This is a genomic window from Mycobacterium deserti, assembly GCF_025345615.1.
Taxonomy (GTDB): Bacteria; Actinomycetota; Actinomycetes; order Mycobacteriales; family Mycobacteriaceae; genus Mycobacterium; species Mycobacterium deserti.
In genome coordinates, this window is record NZ_JAODWD010000001.1 from 499,304 (window position 1) to 521,377 (window position 22,074).

The 22,074-nt window shown below is 67.1% G+C and carries 22 protein-coding genes, 1 tRNA gene and 1 pseudogene; 11 read left to right on the top strand and 13 right to left on the bottom strand.

The annotated features are described in order from the left end of the window. Positions 1 to 1,068 (bottom strand): annotated as a pseudogene (locus N4S67_RS02525) (hypothetical protein); the annotation flags it as partial. A 1,206-nt stretch (positions 1,069 to 2,274) separates the two neighbouring features. Beyond that, the gene (locus N4S67_RS02530) at positions 2,275 to 2,910 is read right to left on the bottom strand and encodes a TetR/AcrR family transcriptional regulator (protein ID WP_260991356.1); all 636 of its coding nucleotides are present in this window, start codon (positions 2,908 to 2,910) and stop codon (positions 2,275 to 2,277) included. 94 nt (positions 2,911 to 3,004) lie between these two features. On the opposite strand from N4S67_RS02530, the gene N4S67_RS02535 reads away from it, so the two are divergent. Both N4S67_RS02535 and N4S67_RS02540 read left to right on the top strand, forming a co-directional pair. Beyond that, positions 3,005 to 4,315 (top strand): NAD(P)/FAD-dependent oxidoreductase, encoded by a 1,311-nt coding sequence (locus N4S67_RS02535; RefSeq protein WP_260991357.1) that lies wholly within the window; start codon positions 3,005 to 3,007, stop codon positions 4,313 to 4,315. Between the two features lie 429 nt (positions 4,316 to 4,744). Then, a complete protein-coding gene (locus N4S67_RS02540) occupies positions 4,745 to 5,527 on the top strand; it encodes a hypothetical protein (RefSeq protein ID WP_260991358.1) in 783 nt (260 codons plus the stop codon). A gap of 332 nt (positions 5,528 to 5,859) precedes the next feature. Here N4S67_RS02540 and N4S67_RS02545 read toward each other — a convergent pair. Further along, positions 5,860 to 5,933: transfer RNA gene (locus N4S67_RS02545), tRNA-Leu, on the bottom strand. Between the two features lie 163 nt (positions 5,934 to 6,096). Here N4S67_RS02545 and N4S67_RS02550 point away from each other — a divergent pair. From N4S67_RS02550 to N4S67_RS02570, 5 genes are all read left to right on the top strand, one after another. Beyond that, complete coding sequence (locus N4S67_RS02550) at positions 6,097 to 6,564, top strand: MarR family winged helix-turn-helix transcriptional regulator (protein ID WP_260991359.1); 468 nt, start codon at positions 6,097 to 6,099, stop codon at positions 6,562 to 6,564. Positions 6,565 to 6,590: 26 nt separating this feature from the next. Beyond that, the gene (locus tag N4S67_RS02555) at positions 6,591 to 7,163 is read left to right on the top strand and encodes an NADPH-dependent F420 reductase (protein ID WP_390893185.1); all 573 of its coding nucleotides are present in this window, start codon (positions 6,591 to 6,593) and stop codon (positions 7,161 to 7,163) included. Between the two features lie 22 nt (positions 7,164 to 7,185). Further along, a complete protein-coding gene (locus tag N4S67_RS02560) occupies positions 7,186 to 7,335 on the top strand; it encodes a hypothetical protein (protein WP_260991361.1) in 150 nt (49 codons plus the stop codon). 34 nt (positions 7,336 to 7,369) lie between these two features. Continuing rightward, entirely contained in the window at positions 7,370 to 8,269 is a 900-nt protein-coding gene (locus tag N4S67_RS02565) for a TIGR03620 family F420-dependent LLM class oxidoreductase (protein WP_260991362.1), read from the top strand. Between the two features lie 134 nt (positions 8,270 to 8,403). Continuing rightward, positions 8,404 to 9,087, top strand: coding sequence for a nitroreductase (locus N4S67_RS02570; protein ID WP_260991363.1), 684 nt, complete (start codon positions 8,404 to 8,406; stop codon positions 9,085 to 9,087). Positions 9,088 to 9,250: 163 nt separating this feature from the next. Here the strand turns inward: N4S67_RS02570 and N4S67_RS02575 are convergent, their stop codons facing one another. From N4S67_RS02575 to N4S67_RS02590, 4 genes are all read right to left on the bottom strand, one after another. Further along, complete coding sequence (locus tag N4S67_RS02575; RefSeq protein ID WP_260991364.1) at positions 9,251 to 10,837, bottom strand: phytoene desaturase family protein; 1,587 nt, start codon at positions 10,835 to 10,837, stop codon at positions 9,251 to 9,253. Then, the gene (locus N4S67_RS02580) at positions 10,834 to 11,304 is read right to left on the bottom strand and encodes an SRPBCC family protein (protein WP_260991365.1); all 471 of its coding nucleotides are present in this window, start codon (positions 11,302 to 11,304) and stop codon (positions 10,834 to 10,836) included. Before N4S67_RS02580 ends, N4S67_RS02575 begins: the two co-directional genes overlap by 4 nt. A 12-nt stretch (positions 11,305 to 11,316) precedes the next feature. Next, complete coding sequence (locus tag N4S67_RS02585) at positions 11,317 to 12,102, bottom strand: SDR family NAD(P)-dependent oxidoreductase (RefSeq protein WP_260991366.1); 786 nt, start codon at positions 12,100 to 12,102, stop codon at positions 11,317 to 11,319. A 70-nt stretch (positions 12,103 to 12,172) separates the two neighbouring features. After that, positions 12,173 to 13,063: an alpha/beta fold hydrolase gene (locus N4S67_RS02590; RefSeq protein WP_260991367.1), complete on the bottom strand. Its 891-nt coding sequence runs from the start codon at positions 13,061 to 13,063 to the stop codon at positions 12,173 to 12,175. A 43-nt stretch (positions 13,064 to 13,106) separates the two neighbouring features. Here N4S67_RS02590 and N4S67_RS02595 point away from each other — a divergent pair, with 43 nt between their 5' ends. Then, positions 13,107 to 14,987: a propionyl-CoA synthetase gene (locus tag N4S67_RS02595; RefSeq protein WP_260991368.1), complete on the top strand. Its 1,881-nt coding sequence runs from the start codon at positions 13,107 to 13,109 to the stop codon at positions 14,985 to 14,987. 73 nt (positions 14,988 to 15,060) lie between these two features. Here the strand turns inward: N4S67_RS02595 and N4S67_RS02600 are convergent, their stop codons facing one another. After that, on the bottom strand, positions 15,061 to 16,374 hold the full coding sequence (locus N4S67_RS02600) for an MFS transporter (RefSeq protein ID WP_260991369.1): 1,314 nt from the start codon (positions 16,372 to 16,374) through the stop codon (positions 15,061 to 15,063). A 110-nt stretch (positions 16,375 to 16,484) separates the two neighbouring features. Between N4S67_RS02600 and N4S67_RS02605 the strand changes: the two genes are divergently transcribed. The 3 genes from N4S67_RS02605 to N4S67_RS02615 all read left to right on the top strand — a co-directional run bounded on the left by N4S67_RS02605 (position 16,485) and on the right by N4S67_RS02615 (position 17,842). Beyond that, a complete protein-coding gene (locus N4S67_RS02605) occupies positions 16,485 to 16,769 on the top strand; it encodes a hypothetical protein (RefSeq protein ID WP_260991370.1) in 285 nt (94 codons plus the stop codon). A gap of 86 nt (positions 16,770 to 16,855) precedes the next feature. Continuing rightward, entirely contained in the window at positions 16,856 to 17,341 is a 486-nt protein-coding gene (locus tag N4S67_RS02610; RefSeq protein ID WP_260991371.1) for a DUF4383 domain-containing protein, read from the top strand. 72 nt (positions 17,342 to 17,413) lie between these two features. Further along, on the top strand, positions 17,414 to 17,842 hold the full coding sequence (locus N4S67_RS02615) for a DUF4383 domain-containing protein (protein ID WP_260991372.1): 429 nt from the start codon (positions 17,414 to 17,416) through the stop codon (positions 17,840 to 17,842). 10 nt (positions 17,843 to 17,852) lie between these two features. Here the strand turns inward: N4S67_RS02615 and N4S67_RS02620 are convergent, their stop codons facing one another. The 5 genes from N4S67_RS02620 to N4S67_RS02640 form a co-directional block, all read right to left on the bottom strand. After that, the gene (locus N4S67_RS02620; protein WP_313959918.1) at positions 17,853 to 18,791 is read right to left on the bottom strand and encodes a Ppx/GppA phosphatase family protein; all 939 of its coding nucleotides are present in this window, start codon (positions 18,789 to 18,791) and stop codon (positions 17,853 to 17,855) included. Beyond that, positions 18,788 to 19,279 carry a DUF501 domain-containing protein gene (locus N4S67_RS02625; protein WP_260991374.1) on the bottom strand — a complete coding sequence of 164 codons (492 nt, stop codon included), beginning with the start codon at positions 19,277 to 19,279 and terminating at the stop codon, positions 18,788 to 18,790. Before N4S67_RS02625 ends, N4S67_RS02620 begins: the two co-directional genes overlap by 4 nt. After that, entirely contained in the window at positions 19,272 to 19,952 is a 681-nt protein-coding gene (locus tag N4S67_RS02630) for an FtsB family cell division protein (RefSeq protein WP_260991375.1), read from the bottom strand. The genes N4S67_RS02625 and N4S67_RS02630 overlap by 8 nt, the downstream gene beginning before the upstream one ends. A 3-nt stretch (positions 19,953 to 19,955) precedes the next feature. Beyond that, on the bottom strand, positions 19,956 to 21,245 hold the full coding sequence (gene eno, locus N4S67_RS02635) for a phosphopyruvate hydratase (protein WP_260991376.1): 1,290 nt from the start codon (positions 21,243 to 21,245) through the stop codon (positions 19,956 to 19,958). Positions 21,246 to 21,319: 74 nt separating this feature from the next. Next, the gene (locus N4S67_RS02640) at positions 21,320 to 22,048 is read right to left on the bottom strand and encodes a lytic transglycosylase domain-containing protein (protein WP_260991377.1); all 729 of its coding nucleotides are present in this window, start codon (positions 22,046 to 22,048) and stop codon (positions 21,320 to 21,322) included. Positions 22,049 to 22,074 lie beyond the last annotated feature (26 nt).

Sequence of the window (22,074 nt, forward strand, 5' to 3'; positions counted from 1 at the left end):
GAGCGCGAACTCGCCCGCTTCACCGAACTCACCGAGACCGAACTGCGTCAGATCACCAAGGCCACCCAGCACGAACTGCGTGAAATCACCAGTACTGCCAATCCCGAACTGCCCCAGCTCACCCAACGAGCCGAGGACGAACTGCAGGAAGTCACCGACCTCACCGGGACCGACCAGCTGCGCCGACGGCGCCGCGGCAGCCGCGGTGGTGGTCGCCGCCAACGGCGAGAACCCGACCAGCGCGTTGAGCACCGCCTGCACGATGTCGCCCAGCTCACCGAGCGCGAACTCGCCCGCTTCACCGAACTCACCGAGACCGAACTGCGTCAGATCACCAAGGCCGCCCAGCACGAACTGCGTGAAATCACCAGTACTGCCAATCCCGAACTGCCCCAGCTCACCCAACGAGCCGAGGACGAACTGCAGGAAGTCACCGACCTCACCGGGACCGACCAGCTGCGCCGACGGCGCCGCGGCAGCCGCGGTGGTGGTCGCCGCCAACGGCGAGAACCCGACCAGCGCGTTGAGCACCGCCTGCACGATGTCGCCCAGCTCACCGAGCGCGAACTCGCCCGCTTCACCGAACTCACCGAGACCGAACTGCGTCAGATCACCAAGGCCACCCAGCACGAACTGCGTGAAATCACCAGTACTGCCAATCCCGAACTGCCCCAGCTCACCCAACGAGCCGAGGACGAACTGCAGGAAGTCACCGACCTCACCGGGACCGACCAGCTGCGCCGACGGCCCACTGGCCGCTGCCGCGGTCTGCGACATGGTTCCGCCGAAGTTCCCCAAGAAGCCTTGGAGCGCATCGCCCGCGGAGCCGAGCCCGAACTGGGTGAGGTCACCCGCGGACCCGATCGCGAACTGCGTGAGGTCGCCCGTGCCCCCGATGGCGAACTGGGTGAAGTCGCCGGCGCTGCCGATCGTGAACTGGGTCAGCTGACCAAACGAGCCGGCGAAGTAGTTCAGCGCCTCGCTGAGGCTAGTCAGCTCGACCGTCTGGTCGGTGACAGATCTCGACGAGTCGTTCCGCAGAGGATCTGCGGCAGAGACGACGGTCACTGGAGCAACGGTCAGGACGCTTGCTCCGACGATCGCAATGCCGGTAGTGATGTATGGACGAAGTGTAAGTTGCATGTGTTCCCCCTCAATTGGGCAACCGGTAGATAGCAAAGAACTTAGCACGCCGATCAGCGATTTGCGCAACACTGCCACGTCCAATCTCGAATTCGTCACAAATTGGCCATAGCACTCGGCGCCTCCTTAACCGGCGAAGTTAGCCGAAAGCTTTGACCTGCGCGCATGCGCCGACAAGGGGCTCCGACACGGCCCACCGCTGCGATATCAAGATCGCCGTGATCTCCCCGGCTGTCGCGAATAGGGCAGTTTTGCTGTGTCTAATCCATTGCGCGCTTTTTCGGGGAAATCCGCACCGTCGGCCTCGCGCACCGTTTGCCGTCCGTCGACGACGCCCGCGCTTCGCTCGGTCGCAGTGGATCAGACCCGACTCGAGGAGATGGCGCTCCAACATGGACTTTTGTCCTCCCAGGTGCGCCAGGCGGACGCGAAGCCGGTTTGCTGACTGCGCAAGCTGGGGTGGACGACGGGACGGACTCTGATTTCTCGTGCGCGGAGTGCGATCTGAGGCCGAATGCTTAGCCGAGTCAACTGCCGAACAGGTTGCGTTTCACAACCTCGGCCGCTGGCGTTCAGCGGCCAGCAACTATTGGCGCACGGCCTGCTTCCTGCGACGATGCCGCCCATCGCCGGCCATTGCGCCAAGAATGGGTTAACTGATCGACGCCGTCGATCTCAGATTTGCATGCGAACCCGATATCACGCGTTCGCTCGGGGTTGCCACGTCAAGATTTTAGATCGAATTACTTTCCTCTGAGCAAATATGTCGCGTGCAATTTGGGCACATGGATTACCCCGGCGGAGGACCCGCCAAACGTCGATGTTCGAGCCGGGACACCGGTGGCGTCTCGGGTTGCTACTCCAGGGGCGACAGGGGGTGGTCACGACCCGTGCCGCGAGCGGTCGTGGCCGAACCGTCCCGATGGATCAAACAGTGTGCGTAGCGCCTGCGTCGGACCACTGGACGATAGACAGGGGCGGCACAGCGTCGGGACGGTTGCGCGCAATCAGCCGACACTCGACATCGCACGACCGATAGCAAAGAGCTTGGGGCTGTCATTTGGCCAACGGCTGCTGAACCACAGTCGGTCACGTTTGTGAACAGTCCGATTTCGTTGCCGGACAGCGAATTCAGTCCGCTTGAGTTCGTACGCCGCCGGCGTGTGTTTCGAGGTACCGCCGGGCCAGTTCCCCGATACCGACGATTCCCTCGGCAATTTGGACGGCGAGTTCTGTCGCGTCGTCACCGATCCGACCGCGCAGATTGCCGGTACGGGTGAGGCCCGCGAACCCATGTGACAACGACCACCCGGCTACCACAACACCGGTGACATCCTCGTCGGGTGCGGCGTCCAGGCTAACGCGGGCCCCGCCGTACAGAACCGCGAAAGCGGCATCGCGAGCCTCGACGAGTTCCGGATCGTCGGCGCGGTGCAGGTCCGGGCGGAACATCACTTCGAAGTGTCCGGGGTGGGCCAAAGCGAAAGAGATGTAGGCGATCCCGCCCTGAATGAAACCGTCGGGGCCGGTCGCCACGGGCCCGATCGCGGCCGTCGCGAGACGGAATCCTTCGGTGGCGATCGCGGTGAACAACCCGGACTTGTCACCGAACTGGTAGGCCAGCGCGGCATGTGTCACGCCCGCGCGGCGCGCGATTGCACGCATTGACACCCCGGTTGCGCCCACCTGCCCGACTTCTTCGAGCGCGGCCTCAATGGCTGCCTCGCGCAGTCGGCCGTGGTGGTAGGGGCTTGATGTCACGGACATGGTGGTGATCTTAGCCGTCAATCTAACCATTGATAAGTTCCCACGTAAGAGGCAGACTTACCACTGGTTAGTTCGGTACAGGGAGGACAAGGCAATGCGCGGTTTCGATGTGGTGATCGTGGGCGCACGCTGCGCAGGTTCGCCGCTGGCGGTGTTGCTGGCCCGGCGCGGATTTCGGGTGTGTGTGGTGGACAAGGCGCGGTTCCCCTCCGACACGCCGTCGACGCACGTGATCCAACCGGCGGGGGTCGCTGCTCTGGAACACATCGGCGTCCTGGGTCCCGCGTTGGCCGCCGGAGCGGTGCCGCTGGACCGGTTGACCTTGGTCAACGAGGACGTCCGCATCGACGCCACGCTCGACCCCACGGTGTTCCCGCAACCGGGATTGTGTGTGCGCCGCGTGACGCTGGATGCGCTACTGGTCGACGCGGCAGCGACGGCCGGAGCGGACGTGCGCACGGGGGTGCGGGCCACGGACCTCATCGCCGATGGGGACCGGATCGTCGGCGTCGAGACCGACCGTGGGCCGATTCGTGCACGCCTGGTGGTCGGCGCCGACGGCCGCGGGTCTGCGGTGGCGACGGCGGTAGACGCGCGGGAATATCACGTCGTCCCGGGCGGCCGCGTGCCAATCTGGGCGTACTTCGAGGGCGTCGATGACCGGGAGGGCCGCCTACGGCTGGGACGTCTCGGCGAGCACGCTTTCCTTGCCGCACCTAGCGATTCCGGGTTGTACATGGCCGGTATCACCACCGCTCGCCGGCGCCATCTCAGCGGCGATGACGCTTTGCAGGCCGGTATCGCCGGATGGCCGGAGCTTGCCGACGTACTCGCCGGCGGGCGCCGGGTCGGTCCGGTCAGGGTTATGACGCGCTGGCACAGCTACTTTCGGCAGTCCGCCGGCCCCGGATGGGTCTTGATCGGGGACGCAGGCCACTTCAAGGACTTCACCCCTGCCCAGGGCATCGCCGACGCCCTCCGACAAGCCGAACGGCTCACAGCCGACCTGCCCGACGATCTCGCTGCGCCGGCGCTGGTGGACACGGCAACCCGACAATGGTGGCGGTGGCGAGACACTGACGCACATCCGATGTACTGGTTCGCCGCCGATATGGGCGCGCCCGAAACGTCGACCCCGCTGGTCACCAGCGTCCTGCGCGACATCGCGGCCGACCGCCGCGCGATTGTCACGCTGCTACGGGTTCTCAACCACGAGGTTTCGCCGGCGCGACTGCTGCCGCCTGACCGACTTGCCCGCGCCGCCATGCAAGCGCTGCGCGATCGGCCAGACCGGTTGCGTGCCACCGGATCCGAGATCGTGACTGCACTGCGCAGCGAACTTCGACGCCTCCGCGCGCGCCGCGAGACACCGCCGGGGGCGTCGTCGGTACCGGCGCACAGGTAGCCGCCAGGACCGTGACCGGCTTGCGTAGAAGTGCGGTGGAGGTGGAGTAGCGGGCTACTAAAGCCTGCGCCGCAGACCCGTCCTTACGTTGAGGCCGTCCGGCAGGCAGCAACGAAGGGAGGTCCAATCGCGCACCGGTGTGTCTGTTACCGGCGCAGACAGGAATCGACGCTGTATCCAAGAAAGCTTAGGGAAACACCTGATTCAGCGAATCCAGTTCGACCATAGGCTCCAGAAATGCTTGCCCGGGGGGTTCGGAACTGATCCGACCGGTTGAGTAACGCCACGCCAACCACGACTAAGGGAGATGCGATGACGAAAAAACGAATGCCCAAACTCTTTGCCATTGGGGCCGCCGCGGCCTGTATTTTCGGGCTCTTGATGCTAGCGCCGAGCGCTAGCGCCGAAAATCTGCCCAACGGGCTGATTGTGAACTGCACCAAAGACAGCGAGGTGCACGTAACGTGCGTCGTTTCCGGTTGTCCGCGGGTGGACGGCGATTACGTCGTCGACAAGTTGCATTACAGGATCAACGGGGGCGGGCAAGTAGAGCCCAGCTTCAAGTGCATCAACGGTGAGACCGCCAGGGTGGGCTTCGACAACAACAATCAGCCGTTCGACCTCGGCGTTCAGGCCTGCCGCCATCGGGATCTCAGCGAGAACCCGTGCACCCCATGGTCGAACTTCCGTTACACGCCTCCAGCGGCCGCGGAGGTCAAGTGCGGACCGAACGATCAAACTCCGACCGTTCCGGCGGGCAGCAAGTGCGTTCCGAAGACTCAGCCCCCGGTGCAGTGCCCGGCGGGTTCGGCAACGCCGACTGTTCCCGCCGGCGCGCAGTGCGCGCCAGCGGCACTGAAAACCTGCCCTCCGGGTTCGGCCAAAGCGCAGGTCCCGGGTAGCGAGAGCTGCGCTCCGCCTGCGAATGCCGTCACGATGAACATCGGCGGTGGTGCTCTGACGCGGACGGTGTCCGTCACGAACAACTCGGCACTGGCCGCTTCCTGTGCGTACGACGCGAAGGGCACGGGTGGGGTGTTCGCACCCGGGCTGAATCGTCAGATCAACGTCGGGCCCAACGGCAGCACGTCGATCGACGTTCCGGCTCCGCCGCTCGGTAGCACGTATCAGGTGACGCTGACGTGCACCGGCAACTGGGACGGTAAGCAGGTCGAGATCGGCCGCGTCGTGCAAAACGTGAGCAGCTTCTGAAAGTAGGCTGCTAACGGTTAAGATCGCCTGCCCCGGTCCGGCTCCGCCGGGCCGGGGCAGACGCTTCTGTCGCTGTTCAAGTAATCAGCTAGGCCGACAACGGATTTCGCGCTCCCCCCACGTACCTGACCTTCGGCTCGCCTGGCATGTTGGTGTACCTTTCGGGCCGCTCTTCTGCCCGCTCAGTTTTCCATCGACCACCCACGCGCCACTGTCCGGCGCCGTGCGTTCGCTGTAGCGTGGCCGCCGCCTCTAGCTCCCGCAGGGTTGCGCAACGGACGTGACCCGCCCACATGCCGCGCGCGGTATCAGGCCGTCCATCGCCAATACCGTGCCCCCAGTCGGACTCGAACCGACACTGTGCGGATTTTAAGTCCGCTGCCTCTGCCAATTGGGCTATGGGGGCGTCGCAGTCCAAAGGGTAGTTCGGACCAAGTCATCCTCATTCTGACGCTCTGATACCGAGTGCTTCGATCGCCTTGCCCAGCGCATCGGCCACGCCGTTCAAATCGTCGTGAGCAGGCGACCCGCAGCACCAATACATCTCTAGTGCTAGTATCTAGAGCACTATGGAATCGCGCGCTGGAGATCGCCCCACGTCCAAGCAGACGGCCTCGAACAACACGCTGGGCGAGCAACTGTCGTTCGCGCTTTACGGTGCTGCGAACCGGATGATTCGCCTGCATAAGCCCTTCCTCGAGCCGTTGGGCCTGACCTTTCCGCAGTACCTGGTCATCCTGGCGCTGCTCGACAGTGCCCCCCAGACCGTCGGTGCACTTGGTGCCCGATTGGACATGGACACGGGCACGATCACACCCCTGGTCAAGCGCCTGGAAGCCGCCGGAATGGTGTCGCGCGTTCGCGACCGCACCGACGAGCGGCGGGTACTGGTCGACCTGACCGCTGCGGGGCGCGCGCTCGAGTCGGAGGTCCGCAGCGTCACCGACAAGATCAAGTCGGCGTGCCAGCTCGACGACGCCGGCCTTCACGACCTTCGGCGCACGCTCGAAGGCCTCGCATACCCGGCCGTCGACTGACGAACCACCACAACGACGGAGCAAGAATGAAGATTGGCATCGTAGGCGCCGGCAACATCGGCAAGACGTTGAGTCGAACGTTGAGCGCAGCAGGGCACGACGTGAAGGTCGCCAACTCCCGCGGCCCGGAGACGATCGACCCCGTGGCGCTGTCGACCGGTGCCCGCGCCGTCGACGCGGCAGATGCGGCGCGCGACGTCGAGGTCGTCATCTTGTCGATGCCCTTCAACCGCGTGCCAGCGTTCGCAACCGCGCTCTCCGCGGCGCCCGCTGACGCCGTCGTCATCGACACCTCGAACTACTACCCGCTCCGCGATGACCGCATCGAAGCCATCGACGACGGCGAGGTCGAGAGCGTGTGGCTGGCGCAGCAAATCGGACGCCCGGTCATCAAGGCATGGAACGCCATCGGGTCGGCATCCCTGGCCGAGAAGGGCGCACCCGCGGGAACTCCCGGTCGCATCGCCATACCGGTCGCCGCCGACGACGCCGACGCTCGCAAGCTCGGGATGATGTTGGTCGATCAGACCGGTTTCGACGGCTTCGACGCCGGCCCGCTGTCCGAGTCGTGGCGTCGGCAACCGGGCGGCCCGTGCTAGCACCGACCTCACCAGCGAGGAAATGGGAGATGCCCTCGCTACGGCCGAGAAGAATCGACTGCCCAAGCGCCGCGACATCTCCATCGCCGCCATCGCCGAACGCGTTGGCGACGGGACCACGAATCCCGACTCGGACTACGCCGTCCGACTGATGCGCGCAATCTTCATGTGAGCCTGCGCCCCATCCACGAACGAAGGTATAGACGATGACGAACAAGCCTGGCACCATTGACTTTCCATCCAAGATCGGTGTGTTTTGGAACAGCGAGCCCTGGCCGATCCGCGAGGCGCAGAACATGGCTCGCGAGATCGAGGCGCTCGGCTACGGGTCGCTGTTCATGCCCGAGGGCGGCGGCAAGGACGTGCTGGTCGAGTCCGCGGCCTTCCTGAGTGCCACCGAGCGCCTGGTGGTCGGTACCGGCATCGCCAACGTCCACGTTCGGTTGCCCTTGATGGCGGAAAGTGGCGCCCGGATGCTCACCGCCCTGTACCCGGGACGGTTCGTCCTCGGCTTGGGCGTCAGCCACGCTCCCTTCGTCGAAGGCTCGCTGGGCGGTGCCTATCGCAAGCCGCTAGCCATGATGCGCACGTACCTGGACCGCATGAACGCGGTGCCGGCCGAACTCGAGTCCGGCTCACGGCCGACGCGTCTGCTGGCTGCACTGGGGCCCAAGATGATCGAACTCTCGGACGAGCTTGCCGACGGCGCCCATCCGTATCTGGTGCTGCCCGAACAGACGCGAACCACCCGCGCCATCCTCGGTGACGACCGGTGGATCGTCACCGAGCAGGCGGTCGCCATCGGGGGCAGTGTCGAAGACCAACTGCGGCGCGCGCACAGCCACTTGGATCTGTACTCGCGGCTGGACAACTACCGGAACTCCTGGCTGCGACAGGGATTCGACGAAGCCGACCTGGTGATCGGCGGGTCCGAGCGGTTGGCTCGCGCGCTGGTCGGGATGGGGTCAGCCGAGGAGGCGGCCGCCTCGGTCACCGCACATCTGGACGCCGGTGCCGACCACGTCGTCGTGCAGGTTGCCGTCGATGCGCCGACCGATGACCCGCTGCCCGATCTGCGCGCACTCGCAGCGGCATTGGACCTGTGATGCGCGTTGGAGTGACCTACCCGCAAACGGAACTCGGCGGTGACCCAACCGTCCAGCTCCGGTACCTGCCGGAGGCCCACATAGGTGGCAGAACAGCGGCGTTCTCCCGGACTACGAGTGATGAAAGAGATGAAATGACCAGTACCACAACGCCGTTCGTGGACGTCATCCGATCCCGGCGGTCGGCCCGAAAGTTCCTGCCGACTCCCCTGCCGGCGTCGGACATCCGCGCCGTGCTCGAAGATGCACAGACTGCGCCCTCAAACAGCAACACCCAACCGTGGGAGGTGCATGTCGTCTCAGGCGCGCTGCGGGATGCCATCAGCGACGAACTGCTGCGAGCCTACGAAGATGGGCGCGAGTCAGCCGATTTCACGTTCGACTACGGTGACGGCACCTACCTGGAACGGTCACGCGCCCACGGGGCCACGCTGTACCAGGCGTGGGGGATCGGCCGCTCGGACGTTGAAGGCAGACGCGAGGTGGTGCGTGACAATCTGCGTTTCTACGGCGCCCCCCATGTCGCGTTCCTGTTCATGCCCAAGCTTGGTGACGGGGTGCGCACCGCCGGTGATCTCGGTATGTATGCGCAGACGTTGCTGCTCTCGCTGACGGCTCGGGGATATCACAGCATTCCGCAGACCATCCTCGGTATGTACGCCGATGTCGTACGCGACGCCCTCGGCCTGTCTGACGAGCTCAAGTTGCTGTTCGGAATCTCCTTCGGCACAGCTGATCCGGCGGCGCCCGTGAACGACGTGCATATGCACCGCTTGCCCCTCGACGAAAGTGTCGTGCTGCACGGAGTCGCGGACTGATGGCCACTCACTCGTCCAAAAGAGGCGCACAGCAATGACTCTCGACCTCTCTGCCGATGAGGTTCTCGAACTGGCACTGCAGGCACCGACGGGAGCAACGACCCCGTCGGCATCATCGCGACGACATCGCCGACGTCGTGCAATTCGCTGCGGCCCGTCGACGTCACCGGGTGACCAACGACAGCACAGCCTGGTTCAGCCGCCTGCGCGGCCAGCCAAGCAGACCGTCGCCGGCAAGTGCGGCGCGCGCCGCATTACGGCCGCAGATGCCGTGCACCCCGCCCCCGGGTATCGCGGCGGCGCTACCCAGATACACGTTCTGGACCGGTGTTTCGGCCCGACCGAATCCAGGCGCGGGCCGAAAGATCAGCTGCTGAAACAGCTGAGAGGTGCCGCCGTTGACGGCACCCGTGTGCAGGTTCGCGTCACTGGCCTCCAGATCCGACGGCCGCTGCACCGACTTGCCGACCACGCGGTCGGTGAAACCCGGGGCGTGCTCCTCCAGGACGTCGTCGACCCGGGCGGCCAGTCGGTCGGCCGACGCGTCGTCGGCGACACCGCGTGGCAGATGCGTGTACGCCCAGGCGCTTTCGGTGCCCGCAGGCGAGCGGCTCGAATCCGCAGTGGTCATCTGGCCGAACAACATGAACGGCCGCTCGGGCAGCGTCGCGGTGTTCAGGTCCGCCATCCACCTGATCAACCCGTTGTGGTCGGCCCCGAGGTGCACGGTGCCCGCCTCGTTCAGGCTCTTCGAGCGCCAGGGTATCGGCTCGTCGAGCGCATAGTTGATCTTCAACACCGGTGTGTCCCAAACGAAGTGGTCCATGCTCCGTAACACGCCCGCCGGTACGGCCTCGGAGGGCAGCAGGTCGCGGTACAGCCGCGGCGCGGATGTATCGGCAATGACGGCGCGGCGCACCTGGACGGTGTCGCCGCCCGCGGTGTGCACTGCGACCGCCCGGCCACCGCGGACCTCGATGTGATCGACGCGTTGCCGGTATTCGATGCGCGCGCCCGCGGCGCGAGCCCGGTTGACCAACGCGGCGGCCAGCTGGCCCGCCCCGCCCACCGGTACCGGGAAGCCGCCGTCCTGAGCCATCATGATCAACATGTAACCCATCACGCCGCTCCCGGGCGCGTCGATCGGCACGTCGGCGTGCATGGCGTTGCCCAGCAACAAAAGTCGTGCCGCGTCACCGTCGAACAACTGCTCAGCCATCACACCGGCGGGCAGCAGCATCAGGTGCGCCAGCCGCAGCGCTTCGGAGGTGCCCAGCTTGCGCAGTAACGCCGCGGGCCCACGCACCGGAGGGAACGGCGAGAACAGCGTCGAGAGCAACGCCTCCCTGATGAGCAGCCACTGGTCGAACAGCGTCCGCCACCGGTCACCGTCGCCAGGGTGGTGCCGGTCCAATTCTGCTGCGGTGCGGTCGATGTCGCGGAAGATGACCGGCGCATCGTCGTCCTCGGCCGAGCGCGCATGACCCACCACCGCCGGGGAATGCGACCAGACCAGCCCGTGGTCCTCCAGGTGCAGCGCCAGCAGGGCCGGCGAGACCACCGACAGCGGATAGAACGCGCTGTAGAGGTCGCTGACATAGCCAGGGAACAGTTCGGCACTCTTCACCGCGCCGCCGGGTCCGTCCTGCGCTTCGAGCACCACGACGTCCCAGCCTGCATCGGCGAGCATCGCGGCGGCGACCAGCCCGTTGTGGCCAGCGCCGATGACGACCGCGTCCGCGGTGGTCATTCCGGTTCGACGCGCCGCTCGGCGAGCGCAGCCAGTCGATAGGTGCACTCGCGGTTGCGCGGGAACGCGGCCATCAGGGCCAGTCGGCGGGGCACCAGGTTGAGCGGCCCGCCGATGGGTACCTCCGCCATCTCGATGCGGCATCCGTTGTCGGTGTCGTACAGACGCAACGTGATTCGGGCACCTCCGAACGGTCGTCCCCTGGCGTGCAGGACGAGCTCTTCCTCGGGCGTGCACGACTCGACCTCGGTCTCGTCGTCGATCACCACGGGCCAGACGCCGATCGTGTGGTGGATCTTGCTGCCCGGTGCGGGCCAACTGCGGTCGACGGCGCGCATACGGGTGTTGCCGACCACCCATTGCGAGTAGGTCCAACCGTCCGCGATCACGTCCCATACCTGTTTGCGCGTCGCGGTGGTGTCGCGCTTGACCGTCAGCGAGCTGTCTGCTGCGGCGGGTCCCGTCATGGGATCTTCCTTTCAGTTGCTTCCTGTGCGGGTGACGATCAGCCGGTTCGCCGCCGACTTGACTGAGTCGGGCAAGAACGCGTTCGAGATTCCCATCGCCTTGGAGAACAGCGATGCCGCAACGACCTTGCGGTCACCCCTCATCAACGCGTCGTAGCCCTGTTTGGCGACTCGCGCCGGCTCATCTTTGGGCATACGCCCGAGCACGGTGTCGGTCATACCGGCGCGACGGAAGAACTCGGTGCGCGTCGGGCCCGGCATCAATGACGTGACGGTGACGCCGGTGCCGCGCATCTCGTCGTGCAGCGCCTCGACGAACGACTGGACGAACGACTTCGACGCGTTGTACATCGTCTGATTCCAGCCGGGCATGCCCGCGACGATCGACGATGTGAACAACACCTTGCCCTCGCCGCGCTCGGCCATGTCGCGCAGCACGAGTTTGGCCAAGTGCACCGTCGACCGCACATTGAGGTCGACGATCGCGAGATCCTCGTCGAGATCCCGGTCGACGAACGGACCCTCGCCGCCGATGCCGGCGTTGAGCGCGGCCACGTCGATGCGGCGACCGCCCGCGGTGACGCTTCGATAGAGCCGCTCCACCTCTTTGGGTTTGCGCAGATCGACTTGGACCGCCTCGACCTCGACGCCGCCGCCTCTGAGCTCTTCGGCGCTGGTCGCGATGGCGGGATCGTCGGCGGCCACGATCAGGTCATAACCATCGGCGGCGAGCAGTTTCGCCAGTTCCAACCCGATACCGCTGGAGGCGCCGGTGATCAGGGCACAGCGTTTATCCACGTAGGCGGGCTACCCGACGCGGGGGACGGTAAACGCCTCGCAGGCCGGTACGGACGGTTTGCGGGCAGTCTCAGGCAGTTTCGGCGGCGAGCGCGATCAGCTTCGCCCGCACCAGATCGGGCCGTTCGTCGAGGATGAAGTGCCCGGCGTCGACGCCTTCGAAGGTGTAGTCGTCCGCATTCGCGGTCTCCGCTGCGGCCAGCGACGGGTGCACCGCACTGTCGCCCAGCCCGAACAACGCGCGGATGGGCACGGTCGCGCGGCGGCTCTCCCGACTGCGCGCTCCGGCGGGCACTTCGCGCAGCAGGAACGTGCGGTACGTGTCGGTCGCGGCGCGGGCGGCCACCGGGTCGCGAAAGCGGTCGACGTACACCCGAGCGGTCTCGCGATCCAGTGCGGACGCCGACGAGAAGACCCGGTGAAGGAAGTCACTGCGACGTTGCAGCAGGACTCCGATCGTCGATACGGGCACCTGATACCAGAACCGCCACGCGTGCGGCGCCACCGTCTTGAGGTCCACCCACGGGTGAGCCATGTTGAGCGCGAGATAACCGTCGATGCGCTCCGGCGCGCGCAGCACCATGAGGTGCCCGACGAACCCGCCCCAGTCGTGGCCGACCAGCAACACCCTGTCGAGGCCGAGCGCGTCGAGTAGCGCGAGCACATCGCTGGCCACGTCCTCCTTGGCCCACCGGTGCGGCGGTGGCCCGGACCAGCCGTAGCCGGGCAGATCCGGCGCGATGATGCGCAGCCCATCCGGCGGGTCGGCGAGCAGATCGCGATAGACCCAGTGGTGTTGCGGCCAGCCGTGCAACGCGACGACCGGACGGGCATCCGGCGGGCCGGCCTCGGTGACGTGAAACCGCACGCCGCGAGCCTCGACGAAGGATCGGCGCACCCCCGGGATCGACGGCGGGCCGTCAGTGCTCGGTTGTTGCTCGCGCGAGCGCTGGTCGGCCATGGATCGGACTATAGAGAAGAGCCCGTCGCGCTACCGTGCCGGTATGGGCGGATACCGAGAATTGTTTGAGGCCAGCCTCGCGGATCCGGCGTCGTTCTGGGCCGATGCGGCGGCCGCGGTGACCTGGACCCGCGAACCGCAGCAAGTGCTCGACGACACCAACCCGCCGTTCTACCGGTGGTTCCCCGACGGGGAGCTCAACACCTGCGCCAATGCGCTCGACCGCCACGTCGAGGGTGGCCGCGCCGAGCAGCCCGCGCTGATCTACGACTCCCCGGTCACCGGGTCACAGCGCACGTACACCTACCGGGAACTGCTCGACGAGACGCAGCGCTTCGCGGGCGCGTTGGCCAACCTCGGCGTCGGCAAGGGCGACTGCGTCGTGATCTACATGCCGATGGTGCCCGAAGCGGTGATCGCGATGCTGGCCTGCGCGCGGCTGGGCGCTGTGCACTCGGTGGTGTTCGGCGGGTTCGCCGCGCACGAGCTCGCGGCCCGCATCGACGACGCCCGCCCCGTCGTCGTGGTGTCGGCGTCGTGCGGTGTTGAACCGACCCGCACCGTCGACTACAAACCGATGCTCGACGCGGCGCTGGAGATCGCCGAACACGACACCGCGACATGCGTGATCCTGCAGCGCGAGCAGCGGCCGTCCGAGTTGATCACCGGCCGTGACCACGACTGGCGCGAGCTGATGGCTTCCGAAGACACGGCGCCCCCGCACGCCCCCGTGCCGGTGGCCGCCAACGACCCGCTGTATGTGCTCTACACGTCCGGCACGACGGGCAAGCCGAAGGGCATCGTCCGCGACAACGGCGGGCACGCGGTCGCGCTGCTGTGGAGCATGCGCAACATCTACGACACCGAACCGGGAGACGTGTACTGGGCGGCGTCCGACGTCGGCTGGGTCGTCGGCCACTCCTACATCGTCTATGGCCCACTGCTTCTCGGCGCGACGACCGTGCTCTACGAAGGTAAGCCCGTCGGCACACCGGACGCGGGCGCGTTCTGGCGCGTGGCCGCCGAGCACCGCGTCAAGGTGATGTTCACCGCGCCGACGGCCATCCGCGCGATCAAGAAGGAGGATCCCGACGGCGCCGCGCTCGCCCAGTACGACCTCTCGGCGCTGCGGTACCTGTTCCAGGCCGGTGAACGCCTGGACCCCGGCACCTACCACTGGGCCTCGGAGCGGCTCGGCATCCCGGTCGTCGACCACTGGTGGCAAACCGAGACCGGCTGGTCCATCGCGGCCAATCCGATGGGGCTCGAGGTGCACGAGGTCAAGCCCGGCTCGGCGACCGTACCGATGCCCGGCTACGACGTGCGGATCCTGCGTCCCGACGGGTCGCGGTGCGACGCGAACGAGGAAGGTGCGATCTGTGTGCGCCTGCCGCTTCCGCCGGGGACGCTGCCGACGCTGTGGGGCGACGACGACCGGTACGTCGCGGCGTACCTGTCCGCATTCGACGGCTACTACCTCACCGGCGATGGAGGTTACCTCGACGAGGACGGCCACCTGTTCGTGATGGGTCGCACCGACGACGTCATCAACGTTGCGGGACACCGTCTTTCGACGGGATCCATCGAAGCGGTGTTGGCCACCCATCCCGCCGTTGCGGAGTGCGCGGTGATCGGGGTCGCCGACGACGTCAAGGGTCAGGTGCCGCGCGGTCTCGTCGTGCTCAAAGCGGGCGCATCGGCCGATCGCCTGGAGGACGAGCTCGTCGCGGCGGTGCGCGAGAACATCGGCGCGGTGGCGAGTTTCAAGACCGTCGACGTGGTGGCGGCGCTGCCGAAGACACGGTCGGGAAAGATCCTGCGCAAGACCATGCGCGGCATCGCCGACGGCCGCGAGGAGCCGGTGCCGTCGACCATCGAGGATCCAGGTGTGCTGGACAAGCTCAAACCTATTCTGCGCGCCTAGACATCCCTCGCGAGCAGACGCAAAACTGCCTGAAATTCGCTAGAAACGTGCAGGTTTGCGTCTGCTCGGCCGGTTACGTGAGGGACGTACGCGCAGGCGCCTTTACTCCGAGCATCAGGACCAGCCCGAGAACCAACACCGTGCACAGTCCACCGAGGCCGGCCCGGTCGCTGCCGAACATATCGATGAAGGTGAAGAACAGCCACGGCGCCAAGAACGACGCCGCCCGCCCGGTCATCGTGTACAGGCCGAAGGTCACGCCTTCCTTGCCTTCGGCCGAAAGCCGCAGCATCAGCGCTCGCGCCGACGCCAGGATGGGGCCGACGCACAAGCACAACAGCAGTCCACAGATCCAGAACGGCAGCGGCCCCGACTGCGTCAGCAGCACCAGGCCGACGGCGATCATCGCGACGAGCGCGGCGATGATGAGCGGCTTTGAGCCCACCCGGTCGTCGAGCAAACCGCCGAGCACGGCGCCGGCCGCGGCGATGACCGACGCGCACACCCCGAACACCAACACGTCCGCCTGCGACACCCCGTATACCGAGACTCCCAGCACGGCGCCGAATGCGAACACGCCTGTGAGCCCATCGCGGAACACCGCGCTCGCACCCAGGTAGTAGACGACGTTGCGGTCGCGTCGCCACTCGTTCCTCACCTCGTTGAACACCGCGACGTAGGCGCCGAGAAGTCCGGGCGTGCTGCGGGGTTCGACGGAGGCGGTGGCGCCTCGGGCGGCTAGCAGCAGCGGGCACGCCAGGCCGGCGAACCATGCCGCCGCCAGCACCATGGCCGCCCGCACGTTCTCGCCGTCGGCGGCCGCAACGCCGAGCAGGCCGCGCGTGTCGCCATCGCCTGCGATGAAGCCGACGTAGACGATCAGCAGCAGCACGACGCTGCCGACGAACCCCGCGCCGGAACCGAGGCCGGATATCCGGCCCGAGTTCTTCTCCGTCGACAGCTGGCTCAGCATCGCGTTGTACGGCACCGTCGCCAGGTCACTGCATGCCGCGGTACCGGCCAGCAGCACCAGGCCGGGAAGCAGATAGTGATAGTCGGCCCGAATCAGGCTCATCGCCGCGGTCAGCGCGACGACCATCCCGGTGAGCACTACGAGGGCGGTGCGACGGCGCTTCGGGTCGTTCACCCAGACGCCGGTCACGGGCGCGAGCGCCGCGATGACCACGCCCGCAACGGTCATGACTTTGCCGAGCCAGCTCGCGGGCGTAGTCGATCCCGGCAGACCCGATCCCACCTGCTCAGTCAGGTAGACCGAGAACACGAACGTGATCACCACGGCGTTCACACCGGTGGCGCCGCAGTCCCACAGCGCCCACGCCAGCACGCGGGATCGCGAGGTCAGCGGTTCGGTGGAGCGCAGGATCATGAGCGGACGCTACCGTCTGATGCCCGCGGCGGGCCGCCGACATGACTGTCCCGGCTTCGCGTTCGGCGGTCGATTGGCCTGCGGACATAGGCTCGGTTACGGTTGCCGCGATGGCCGGTTTCAGCGTGCTCACCGACGACGACGCGGCGCGGGCGTCCGATCTCGCACAAGCGGCATACTTCAGGGACGCCCTGGCCGATCACCGGTCGCTGATTCACGCCGAGATCGTGAGGCAAACCCGAGCGTTGGACGCGCTGTCGACGAAGTCGGACGCTATCGCGATCACCAGACTGCGTCGCGAGATCCGGGCGAACGAGGCCGAATGCCGGGATCTGGACCGGATGATCGAGGCACTGGACCAGCGGTTCTCGGTTGCGGGCGCGAACCGCCCCTAGCACCTGCAGATTCGACCGCTGCGCCCGGTTTGCGGCGGGCTCCCCCGGGTAGTTCTCAGCTCGCTACTTCGAGGGAAGGAACGACCATGGCAACCAATCGATCAGCCGGCTCACTCCGCGGATACACCACGCCACTGCAGAAGGCGGCAGCCGCTGTCGGCGCGGTGTTCCTGCTCGTCGGAATCCTGGGCTTCATTCCGGGGATCACCACGAACTACGACACCATGACTTTCGCCAGCCACCACTCCAACGCGTTGCTGCTCGGCATCTTCGCGGTGTCGATTCTGCACAACCTCGTCCACCTCGCCTTCGGCGTCGCCGGGTTGCTGATGGCGCGCACCTTCGGCGGGGCCCGCGCGTACCTGATCGGCGGCGGCGTCATCTACCTGGTGCTGTGGCTGTACGGCTTGCTCGTCGACCGGCACAGCCCCGCCAACTTCGTGCCGGTCAACATGGCCGACAACTGGCTGCACCTCGCTCTGGCGGTCGGCATGATCGGCCTCGGAGTGCTGTTGTCGCGCAACGTGACCGCACACCGGACGGCCAGGGGCACCCCGCCGAACGTCACATAACGGCGCCGGATTAGCCGCCGACAGGGCGGGGTATCTCTTGGTCTGCGTATCCGTCAATAACCGGAGATGGTGATGAGGGACAAGCCTAAGTACATGGCCGTCCAGGGGGCCGCCTTGATCGTCGGCGCGGCGTTGATCGTGTTGGGCGTCTTGGGCTTCATCCCTGGCATCACCACCGACTACGACCGCCTTGAGTGGACCGTCCCGCAGTCCACGGCGAAACTGTTCGGGCTGTTCGTCACCTCCGGTGCGCACAACATTGTGCACGTGGGGATCGGCGTTCTCGGACTGATCATGGCGCGCACTTATGCGGCCGCGCGGGCGTACTTCCTCGGCGGCGGGGTGGCCTACCTCGCCCTGTGGGGCCACGGCCTGATCATCGACCACGGCACCTGGCTGTACTTCGCGCTCGGGGTCACCATGGTGCTACTCGGGCTGACGCTCGCCGGCCAGCATGACCCGACGAAGCGCCGAGGCCGGGCCAGGGCCACCCGTAGTTGAGTGCCGCCGCTCAGGCGATCGACAGCGCGATGCCGTCGAGGATGTCGTGCTCACTGACCACGAGTTCGTCGATGCCCGCCCGCTGCCCCAACACCTGCGCCAGTTCCTCGACGATGATCGCCCCTCCGCCGATGACGTCGACTCGGCCCTCGTGCATCGGGCCCAGCGCGGCACGCTGGGCGCGCGTCATCGCGATCAACTCGTCGCAGACGGCCGTCAGCTCGCTGAACGGCACGCGTGAGAGGTGGATGGCCTCGGGGTCGTAGGTCGTCATCTTCTGCGCCAGCGCCGACAGGGTGGTCATCGTGCCCGCGACGCCGACCCAGGTGTGCGCGCGTTCGACGGGCACCTCTTGCAGCGCGGTGGCCAGGCCGTCGCGGACCACCGCGCGCGCCCCCGCGATTTCGTCGGCGGTCGGCGGGTCGGAGTGCAGGCAACGCTCGGTCAGGCGCACGCAGCCGATGTCGGCCGAGAAGCTGGCCTGCACGTCGTGCTCGCCGAGCACCAGCTCCGTCGACCCGCCGCCGAGGTCGACGACGACGAAAGGTGCCGCGGCCGGGTCCAAGTCGTCCACGGCACCGTGGAACGACAACGCGGCCTCCTCGGTGCCGGTGATGACCTCGGCGACCGCGCCAGGCGCGACGGTGCTCAGCGCCGCGGTGGTCATCGCGAAGAAGTCGTCGCGGTTGGCGACGTCGCGGGCTGCCGATGTGGCGACCATCCGCACCGCGGACACCTCGAAGTCCCGCATGAGCGCGGCGTAGTCGGCCAGCGCGGCCTGGGTGCGCGCCAGCGCATCGGGTGCGAATTGTCCAGTGGCGTCGACACCTTGGCCGAGCCGCACGATCCGCATCTCGCGGTGTACGTCGCGCAGCCTGCCGTCGACCACGTCGGCGATCAGCAGCCGGATCGAATTGGTCCCGCAATCCACGGCTCCCACGCGTTTCATGCCCACCGCCCCTTCTCGATGATGCCCGCCATCTGCGGGTCGTCGGCCAACAACGCCAGCGCCTCGTCCCCGAACGGGTTCACACCCGGCCCCTTGGCCAGCGAATGCGCGATGAGCACGTGAAGACACTTCACCCGGTCGGGCATTCCGCCACCGGAGAACGTGGTGCCCAGCGGGTCGATCGCGTCCCGCTCGGCGAGGTAGGACTCGTGCGCCCTGCGGTACGCGGCGGCCACGTCGGCGTCGGTCTGCAGCCGCTCGCTCATCTCGCGCATCAGTCCCGACGACTCGAGTCTGCTGGCCGCCGCCGTCAGCACCGGGTGGGTCAGGTAGTACAACGTCGGAAACGGGGTTCCGTCAGGCAATCTCGGCGCCGTCTTGACCACGCCCGGCTCGCCGTTGGGGCATCGGTACGCGATGTCGAGGACGCCGCGGGGTTCCCGGCCCAGCTGCCGCGCGACGGCGTCGAGATCGGGCTGCTCAACCACCGGGACCGGGCGGGGCGGGTAGCGGCGGCGGCGCGCCGGGTGCGGGCGGCGGAACGGGCGGGGCGACGCCGGGCGAAATACCGTGTGGCTCATCGGCGATGGTGTGCCACAGCGCGGTGTACCACGGCTGGTCGGGATCGGCGGCCTGCGGTTCGGAACCGGGCGTGCCCGGAACCGCGGTGCCGGGCGGCAGCTGCACCTGATACGGGATCTCGCCGGGCATCACGAACCCGAGCCGCTCACGCGCCTGTGCCGCGATGAACACCGGATCGGCGAGCTTCACCTTCTGCTGTTCCAATTCGGTGATCTGCGCGCGCAATTGCGCTTCGGACGCCTTCAGCTGCTGCATTTCGGTGCGCTGTCCGAAGTACGTGCGGACCGGGCCGGCGATGGTCAGCGTCAGCACGCACACCACCGCGGCGAGAATGGCCGCCCGCCGCGCCGCGGACCCGAACCGCTGCTCGGACTGCTGTTCGGCCGACACCGCAAGGGATTCGGTGATCGTCGGCTTCGACTCCACATCCGCAGGAGGACGCTTGTCCACCGTCCTCGGCTCACGACGCGCGGTGACACCGGGACGACCGCGGCCCGAGTCGGCGGCCTTGCCCGGCTTCCCCGGTCGGGAGGAAGCCGATGACCGTCGCTTCGGGTCAGGCCGCTTCGACTCGGGCACAGGCTATTTCGTCTCCAAGGAATAGCGTGGGAACGCAAGGTCGCCTGCGTAGCGGGCGGCGTCGCCGAGGGTTTCCTCGATGCGCAGCAACTGGTTGTATTTGGCGACCCGCTCGCTGCGAGCAGGCGCACCGGTCTTGATCTGTCCGCTACCGACCGCGACGGCGAGATCGGCGATCGTGGTGTCCTCGGTCTCGCCACTGCGATGGCTCATCATCGTCCGGTAGCCGCTGTTGTGCGCCAGCGCCACCGCGTCGAGCGTCTCGGTCAACGTGCCGATCTGGTTGACCTTCACCAGGAGTGCGTTCGCGGCGCCGCGTTCGATGCCGTCCTCGAGGCGTTCGGGGTTGGTGACGAACAGGTCGTCGCCGACGAGTTGGACGCGGTCGCCGATGGCTGTCGTCAGCGCCACCCAACCGTCCCAGTCGTCCTCGGACAACGGGTCCTCGATCGACACCAGCGGGTAGGACTCCAGAAGTTCGGCGTAGAACTGGCTCATCGCCTCGGCGGTGCGCACCTCGTTCTCGAACGTGTAACCCTGTCCGTCGGTGAAGAATTCGGTTGCCGCGACGTCGAGCGCCAGCGCCACATCCGAGCCCGGGGTGAACCCGGTCGCGTCGATGGCCGACAGAATCAGGTCCAGCGCCGCCTTGGTGTTAGCGACGTCGGGGGCGAATCCGCCCTCGTCGCCCAGACCCGTCGCCAGGCCCTGCTTCTTGAGCACCGACTTCAGTGCGTGGTATACCTCGGTGCCCCACCGCAGCGCCTCTTTGAACGACGGTGCGCCGATCGGGGCGACCATGAACTCCTGCACGTCGACACCGGTGTCGGCGTGGGCGCCGCCGTTGAGGATGTTCATCATCGGCACCGGCAGGATGTGTGCGTTCGGACCGCCGATGTAGCGGAACAGCGGCAGCGCCGCGGACTCCGCCGCGGCCTTGGCCACCGCCAGCGATACCCCGAGAATCGCGTTGGCGCCCAGCCGCGACTTGTCGGGTGTGCCGTCGAGGTCGAGCAGCGCCTGGTCGATCAGCCGCTGGTCGTCGGCGCTCAGGCCGATGACCGCGGGCGCGATCTCGTCGAGCACCGCCTGCACCGCCTTGTCGACGCCCTTGCCGCCGTAGCGGGTGCCGCCGTCGCGCAACTCGACCGCCTCGTGCTCACCGGTGGAGGCGCCCGAGGGCACCGCGGCGCGGGCGAAGGTCCCGTCGGTCAGGGCCACCTCGACCTCGACCGTCGGGTTTCCCCGGGAATCGAGGATCTCGCGAGCTCCGACCTGCTCGATGATGGGCACTGGCGCCTCCAGGGTTGCGTTTGAACGGGTGTCAGCGGCTTTGAGCCTAGAGGTTGTGGGCTGGACCGGCGTGCTCAGAGGGGGCGTCCATCGGCGTAGGCCGTCGCCCAGTCGCGAACCGTGCGGGCGTAGGAGTCCGACAGGTTGTAGGCGCGCAGCGCGTTCATCCAGCCGCGTGGGGAGGCGAGGTCCTCGCCGCGGAAGCACAGGTAGCCGGCCGCCGACAGCGCCGCGTCGTCGAAGTTGTCCGGGCTGATCACGCCGTCGTTGTTGGCGTCGACGCCGTAGAGCTTCCAGGTGTCGGGGATGAACTGCATCGGGCCCATCGCCCGCGCGTACGTCGGGTCGCCGTCCTGGCCCCCGTCGTTGTCGACGATCTCGAGGTTGCCGTTGGTTCCGTCGAGGCGCACGCCGCGGATCGGGGGCTCCACATCGCCGTTCGGCTCGATCGCCGCGCCGCGGTAGGTGCCGTGGTGGCTTTCCACCTGACCGATGCCCGCCAACGTCGTCCACTCGAGGCGGCAGTCGGGGTTCTCCACCTCCGCGACCCGCGCCGCGTACGCGTAGGCCTCCAGCGCGGCCACCGGCATGCCGAGCGCGGGCGCGCGCTCGGCCGCCCACTCGCGCAGCTGATCAGCCGGCCGACCCTTGGCGTGGGTGTCGACCTTCGGCACCGGGTCGCCCGCGGGCGGGGGAATTCCTTCGGGAATGGGTGTGCCGAGCTGCCACGAACAGCTCGAAGCCAACAGCAGTGCCGTCGCGGCTAACACGGCGACAGCCCGCAGCCAACGCACTGGCGACACCGGACTCCCTCGCACCCCAACTTCGT